A 7,089-nucleotide genomic window follows, 5' to 3' on the forward strand; every position below is an offset into this window, starting at 1 on the left:
TCATGAACGTATTAATTAACCGTGTAGAAAAAATAGCCAATGTCAGAAAAAAGCATGTGCGTTTAACACGTTTTGAACGTGTCACATTAGTTGTTTTAGCTAGTATTATTATTTTATTGATGGCTTCAAGCATTTATACACGTAGTCTTGTGTCTGAAATTAACGTACGTGTAGAAACTATTAAAGAAGAAACACAGAAAATATCAGTTAATAATCAAGTGTTGCAACAAAAGATTGATGACTTGATGACTTATGATAGAATTGTGGACATTGCAACAAAATATGGGTTGAAGCAAAATGAAAAAAATGTGAAAGCAGTGACGGAATGAGAAAAATAAAACATCTGAGTAAACAAGATGCTCAGCGCATTATGCGTTTTTACAGTTGGATTATTGTAGGGCTTCTTCTTGTGTTCGTCTTGCGTTTTGGACAGCTTATGGTTTTTAAAACAGTTAATGGACAAGATTTAACCACTCTTGTTCATCAATTATATAATCAAGATGAGGTTGTCGCATCTAAACGTGGAACAATTTATGATGTTTCAGGAGAAGTTATTGCAACAGATGTTAAGACGTATTCTTTATACGCCGTTTTAACCAATCAATATGCAGGGGTATCCTATGTAGAAGATAAATTAGCAACAGCCAAAGCATTAGCTAAGCATATTAATATGAGTGAAAATGATATTTTACAACTTTTAAATAATACAAGTGTTAATCAAACATCATTTGGAAATGCTGGTTCTAATTTGTCCTATGCTGTAAAAGAAGCTATTGAAAAAGAAAATTTAAAAGGTATCAATTTTACTGAAAAAATTTCAAGGGATTATCCAAAAGGGTACTTTTCAAATAATATTATCGGATTAGCTCAAGATACTCGTCAAGACACTACAGAACAAGCTAAAGGGAATCCTTTAAAAGGTGTTATGGGGCTTGAATTAGCGTATAATGCACAGTTAACTGGAATTGACGGTCTGATCAATTACGATAAAGATTCATACGGTTATTCAGTGTCCGGAACTGAGCGAGTTATTGAACAAGTTCAAGACGGAAATAATATTTATACAACACTAGATAGCCGATTAAATGAACATCTTGAAAAATTAATGACCTCTGTTTATGCAGAGTATAAACCAAAAAGTATGACAGCAACAGTAGTTAGACCTAAAACGGGTGATGTTGTTGCCGTAAGTCAACGTCCAACATTCAATACTAAAGTTCAAGATTATTCGCAAGAAGGTTGGATAAATCATATCGTAGAAAGTGCCTACGAACCGGGATCTACCATGAAAGTTATAGCTTTGGCAGCAGCTATTAATGAAGGAATTTATAGTCCAAATGCTCTTTATCGTTCAGGTAGTGTTGATATTGGCACAATTACCATTAGAGATTGGAATATGGAAGGTTGGGGAACCATTACGTATTTAGAGGGGTTGGCACGTTCTAGTAACGTGGCATTTGTCAATTTGGTGTTACAAATCGGTTACGATAAATGGAAAAGTTATTTAGATGCTTTTGGTTTTGGAACATCTACACAAAGTGGTTTTTCAAATGAAGCAGAGGGCTTAAATAGCTATAGTGCTGACGAAATTAAAGCCTCAACCTCATTTGGACAAGGTATTTCTGTAACAACTTTGCAAATGCTACAAGCATTTACAGCGATAACAAATAATGGAACGATGCAAAAATTAAGATTTGTCGATCGTATTGAAAATACACAGACAAAAGAAATTACGTATACCCCTACACAATCTTTAACGACACCTATTTCTGCAAACACAGCAAATCAAGTGTTGACGTATTTAAAGGAAGTTGTTTATGGTACAGGTGGAACGGCTAGTTTATATAAAATTGATAATATTGTCTTATCTGCTAAAACAGGTACGGCCCAAGTGTTTGATAATACTTTAGGGAAATACTTACAAGATGAAAGCTATTTGTTTTCAGTTGTTGGATTTATCCCAAGTGAAAAGCCAGAATATATTGTGTATTTGACTATGGATAGACCAACGAAAAAAGGACTTAGTGTTGGACCGGAAGGTTTATCTAAGGTGTTTAATCCTTTTGTAGACTATGCTATGACTTATATCAAACAAAATGATGAAAGTGCTTCTCCAAGTATTCGTTCAGTAATGTTACCAGATGCTAGACAAGCTAACATAGATGTTGCTAAAACAAGTTTAGAACAACAAGGATTTAAGCAAATTATTGTGTTAGGAAATGGAAGTACAGTTGTCAATCAAATGCCACTTGATAATCAAATGTATGAAACAAATACGAAGATCTTTTTATATACAGGTGGAACAGTAAGCATGCCTGATATGACTGGATGGTCAAAAGCTGACGTCATGAAAATCTCTGCATTGCTACAACTAAATGTAACTTATGACGGAGAAGGATATGTTAGTGCACAAAGTATTGCTAAAGATAAAACTGTATCTGAAAATCAAGATTTGACGGTTACATTGCGTGCTAAACAGACACAGACTATGACAACAACACGTTCATCAATGGGTGCATCAACAACTAAAGAAAATGAATAGGATATGTTTGTTGATACCAATAAAAATAAGGAGAAGATATAATGAATCAATTTATATTTTTTGAAATGTTCATCACGTTTTGTGCAAGTTTTACGTTAACTATTGTTATAATGCCATTTTTCATTATTTACTTTACACAAAAAAAAATGGGACAAGTGACACGTGAAGAAGGACCAAAATGGCATGAAACAAAAACAGGAACACCAACTATGGGTGGGATTGCTTTTGTCATTGCAGCAGTGATAACATTTTTGGTCATTGCAATACTTAATCAATTTGTCAATGCCACGTTTTTCTCAATACTATTCGTGCTGATTTCATTTGCAACTATCGGATTTTTAGACGATTATTTAAAATTAATTAGACAGCAAAATGAAGGATTGACATCCAAACAAAAATTTATTTGTCAGTTAATATTCAGTTTAGGATACGTAGGCATTGTTTTCCTTTCAGGTATGCCTACAAGTATTCATTTGCCATTTGTTGGAGAGATAAATCACGTGTTCACTTACTTAATTTTCTCTACAATTTGGTTAACAGGTTTTTCAAATGCTGTTAATTTGACTGATGGTTTAGACGGATTAGTGGCTGGTACAGCTAGTGTTGCCTTTGGAGCGTATGCTATTATTGCTTATACACAAAAAAATAGTGAAATCTTGCTATTTTGTTTAGCAATAATGGGAGGATTGATTGGCTTCTTCTTATTTAATAAAAAACCCGCTAAAATTTTTATGGGAGATGTTGGTTCATTAGCACTCGGTGCAGTATTGGCAAGTATTTCGATTTTATTAAAAGTTGAATGGAGTTTGCTGATTATTGGAAGTGTATTTGTTATCGAAACAGCTAGTGTCATGTTACAAGTAGGGTCATATAAATTAAGAAAAAAACGTATTTTTAAAATGAGTCCTATTCATCATCACTTTGAACTGAGTGGGTGGAGTGAATGGAAAGTTGTCAGCGTGTTTTGGTTAATAGGATTAAGTAGTGCATGCATCTACTTATGGCTGTTTTAATAGATAAAACAGAAGTCCATAGACTTCTGTTTCTATCTGTTTTTATATGGTAAGTTATCATTACCTTATTATATAAAAGCAGATAAAGGATAAAAAAGATGTGATAAAAAGAGGTAAGAATATGAAAGAAGTGACTCAATTTAAAAATAAAAAAGTATGTGTATTAGGTTTAGCAAGAAGTGGGTATCATGCATCCCTTTTGCTGCATGAACTCGGTGCAGAAGTTATCGTTAATGACGGAAAAACACCTCAAGATTTGTCTGATGTGCATCATTTAGAACAACTTGGTATTCAAGTCATTACAGGGTATCATCCAGAAAACTTATTGGACGATACATTTGATTATATGATAAAAAATCCAGGTATACCTTACACCAATGTATTAGTAAAACAAGCTAAACAGTTAGCTATCCCTATTTTAACAGATGTTGAGTTAGCATATTTAGTGTCACAAGCACCTATTTTAAGTGTGAGTGGAACAAATGGAAAAACAACGACAACTACATTGTTGTTTCACATGTTGCAACATGTCTCAGAAAAAGGACAAACTTATTTAGCTGGGAATATTGGAATTCCCTCTACAAGTGTTGCTAAACAAACGACAGCAATGGACACTATTGTTATGGAAATGTCTAGTTTTCAATTAATGGGTGTACAAACATTTAAACCAAAAATTGCCATTATTACCAATGTTTACAGTGCACATCTAGATTATCATGGTAATCGTTTAGAGTATGTCCAAGCTAAATTGAATATGATAAAAAATCAAGACAGTACAGATAGTTTGATTTTAAATGGAGATTTAGAGGAAAGTTATACATTTGCAAAACACTCTAAAGCTAAAGTCTATTATTTTTCTAAAACAAATACAAATGAAGCAGCATATATTAAGGACGGACAGATTTTTGTGTTTGATGAACCTGTTCTAAAATTGTCTAATATACAAATTCCGGGTAGTCATAATTTGGAAAATATTTTAGCCTCAACATTGGCGGCTAAACTTTATGGACAGTCAAATGAACAGATTCAGCAAGCTGTTTATAGCTTCCAAGGAGTAAAACATCGTAGCCAATATATTGGAACCTTTAATGGACGAGTGGTGTATAACGATTCAAAAGCAACGAATATTTTAGCAACACAAATGGCGTTAAATGGATTTGATAAGCAAGTAGTTTTAATTGCTGGAGGATTAGATCGTGGCAATGGGTTTGAGGAGTTAGTGCCGTCATTAAGTAAAGTTAAAGTAATGGTTGTATATGGGCAGACTAAAGACAAGTTATATCAAGCAGGAAAAGAAGCTCATGTTAAAAACATTGTTAAAGTTGATTATTTGGAACAAGCTGTTCACCATGCCTTTAATGTTAGTCAAGAAAAAGATGTGATTCTATTTTCACCTGCATGTGCAAGTTGGGATCAATTTTCTAGTTTTGAAGAACGTGGTGATACGTTTATTGAATTAGTCAATCGTTTAGCGAATAAAGGAGAGGATAAACAATGAAAATAGTATTATCAGGTGGTGGAACAGGAGGGCATATTTACCCGGCTTTAGCTTTAAGACAATATATTTTACGTTATTATCCTAATGCAGAATTTTTATATATTGGAACAGAAAAAGGATTAGAAAATACTGTTGTAAACAAAGAAAAAATTCCATTTGAAGCGATTAAAATACAAGGATTGAAACGCTCATTATCTCTTGAAAATATAAAAACAGCTTGGTATATGTTGACGAGTGTACGTCATGCTAAAAAAATATTAAAAAAATTTCAGCCGGATATTGTGATTGGTACAGGTGGATATGTATGTTCACCAGTTTTATATGCCGCTTCAAAGTTGTCTATTCCAACGATTATTCATGAACAAAATAGTGTTGTAGGTGTGACAAACAAATTTTTGGCAAAGTATGTCAATAATATCGCTATCTGTTTTGAAGATACTGTTAAAGAATTAGAAAAATATCAAGAAAAATTAGTGTTAACAGGTAATCCAAGAGCGCAAGAAGTTGCTGAATGGACACCAAAAGCAAATAGTTTGGAAAAATATGGATTAAGTTCTCAAAAAGATACGGTGCTTATCTTTGGAGGGAGTCGAGGAGCTTTACATTTAAATCAAGATTTTATTCAATCTTATCAAGATTACGCACATCAACATTATCAAGTGCTTATGGTTACTGGTCAAATGCATTACGAAGAAGTAGTTTCAAAAATCTCTTCCAAACAAGAGCATATTGCTATTGTTCCTTACCTTGATGACATGATGGATATTCTTTGCTCAGTAAATTTAGTTGTGTGTAGAAGTGGAGCGACTACATTAGCAGAATTAACCGCATTAGGATTGCCAAGTATTTTAATTCCTAGTCCGTATGTGACAAATAATCATCAAGAAAAAAATGCACGAACTTTAGTAGATAAACAAGCTGCTTACATGGTAAAAGAAGAAGAGTTAAAAACAGGGAAATTATTTGCATTAACAACAGAATTAATGTTAAATAGTGATAAACGAATAGCAATGGGAAAACATGCAAAACGTTTAGGTATCACAGATGCCAGTCAACGATTATTTGCATTGATTGCTAACTATATAAATGAATAAGGAGTAGGCTATGGCTAAGAAAAAAACTAGACAATCCAAAGGCTTTTTACACAGGGATATGACTGTGCCTGAAAAGTGGATAGCCCTAATTTTATTTCTTTCCTTATGTATCACAACCTACTTTGTCATGCCAATTTCAAGAATTTCAACCATATCTGTCGTGGGAACAAATGAACTTGACAAGGCTCAAGTAATAGCTCGATCTAAAATAGTGCCTAATCAAACAATTTTATCAGCATGGTTAAAAACTAATGAGGTAAAAGAAATGATTAAACAGGATTTTTTTAGGGTAGATACGGTAGATATTTCTATTTCTGCAAATAATACGTATATAATTGCTATAAAAGAATACGATACAATTGCAATAGTGGAAATAGACGGTAATTATTATAGTGTGCTAGCTAATGGGACTATTTTGCAAGATGATTCACAAAAATATATGGGGACTGTTCCGATTATCAAATGGGATGGAAGTATGGACACTTTAGAAATTGCCATGAAAGAATTTGCTAAAGTAGAGCCTAGTTTACGTCATCAAGTTTCAGAAATTATTTATCACGAAACAGATAAATTAGTGATGAGTCTATACATGAGCGATGGCAATCAAATTAAAGTGAATTATACAGAATTTGCTAAAAAGCTAAATTACTATAATACTATGAAAACAATTATTAAAGACAAACAAGGTATCATTGATTTAACAGTAGGTGCATATTTTTCGCCTTATGAATAAATAAAAACCCCGTGTTGTAAAATGAAGTGCAACAAATAAAAATAAACAAAAAAACATGAAAATCAGCTATACTAAAGTTGCTAAACCAAATAGATAGGAAGATTTTCATGTCTGAAGTACATTATACCACAAAACGACACTATAAACACTTAAGTGATAAAGAAAGAAGTCAAATTGAAATATTATTAAACGAGGGCTATACTATTTCA

Annotated in this window: 6 protein-coding genes; all 6 read left to right on the plus strand. The window is 32.8% G+C overall.

Annotated features, from left to right (window positions below):
• Nucleotides 1-2 precede the first annotated feature (2 nt).
• The 6 genes from E4T68_RS03510 (at nt 3) to E4T68_RS03535 (ending at nt 6,880) form a co-directional block, all read left to right on the plus strand.
• Nucleotides 3-329, plus strand: coding sequence for a short coiled-coil protein (locus tag E4T68_RS03510; protein ID WP_135124175.1), 327 nt, complete (start codon nt 3-5; stop codon nt 327-329).
• On the plus strand, nt 326-2,542 hold the full coding sequence (locus E4T68_RS03515; protein WP_135124177.1) for a penicillin-binding transpeptidase domain-containing protein: 2,217 nt from the start codon (nt 326-328) through the stop codon (nt 2,540-2,542). Before E4T68_RS03510 ends, E4T68_RS03515 begins: the two co-directional genes overlap by 4 nt.
• A gap of 41 nt (nt 2,543-2,583) precedes the next feature.
• Nucleotides 2,584-3,555, plus strand: a complete 972-nt coding sequence (gene mraY / locus E4T68_RS03520) for a phospho-N-acetylmuramoyl-pentapeptide-transferase (protein ID WP_135124179.1) — start codon at nt 2,584-2,586, stop codon at nt 3,553-3,555.
• Between the two features lie 121 nt (nt 3,556-3,676).
• Nucleotides 3,677-5,053 (plus strand): UDP-N-acetylmuramoyl-L-alanine--D-glutamate ligase, encoded by a 1,377-nt coding sequence (gene murD / locus E4T68_RS03525; protein ID WP_135124181.1) that lies wholly within the window; start codon nt 3,677-3,679, stop codon nt 5,051-5,053.
• Nucleotides 5,050-6,147 (plus strand): undecaprenyldiphospho-muramoylpentapeptide beta-N-acetylglucosaminyltransferase, encoded by a 1,098-nt coding sequence (murG, locus tag E4T68_RS03530; RefSeq protein ID WP_135124183.1) that lies wholly within the window; start codon nt 5,050-5,052, stop codon nt 6,145-6,147. Before murD ends, murG begins: the two co-directional genes overlap by 4 nt.
• A gap of 10 nt (nt 6,148-6,157) precedes the next feature.
• On the plus strand, nt 6,158-6,880 hold the full coding sequence (locus E4T68_RS03535; protein WP_135124185.1) for a cell division protein FtsQ/DivIB: 723 nt from the start codon (nt 6,158-6,160) through the stop codon (nt 6,878-6,880).
• The last annotated feature ends 209 nt before the right edge of the window (nt 6,881-7,089 follow it).

The organism is Granulicatella sp. WM01 (assembly GCF_004570605.1).
GTDB lineage: Bacteria > Bacillota > Bacilli > Lactobacillales > Aerococcaceae > WM01.

What these genes read in the sequence shown, in the direction of transcription:
- E4T68_RS03510 (WP_135124175.1), top strand. Translation starts at nt 3, where the DNA reads ATGAACGTATTAATTAACCGTGTAGAAAAAATAGCCAATGTCAGAAAA.
- E4T68_RS03515 (WP_135124177.1), top strand. Translation starts at nt 326, where the DNA reads ATGAGAAAAATAAAACATCTGAGTAAACAAGATGCTCAGCGCATTATG.
- mraY (WP_135124179.1), top strand. Translation starts at nt 2,584, where the DNA reads ATGAATCAATTTATATTTTTTGAAATGTTCATCACGTTTTGTGCAAGT.
- murD (WP_135124181.1), top strand. Translation starts at nt 3,677, where the DNA reads ATGAAAGAAGTGACTCAATTTAAAAATAAAAAAGTATGTGTATTAGGT.
- murG (WP_135124183.1), top strand. Translation starts at nt 5,050, where the DNA reads ATGAAAATAGTATTATCAGGTGGTGGAACAGGAGGGCATATTTACCCG.
- E4T68_RS03535 (WP_135124185.1), top strand. Translation starts at nt 6,158, where the DNA reads ATGGCTAAGAAAAAAACTAGACAATCCAAAGGCTTTTTACACAGGGAT.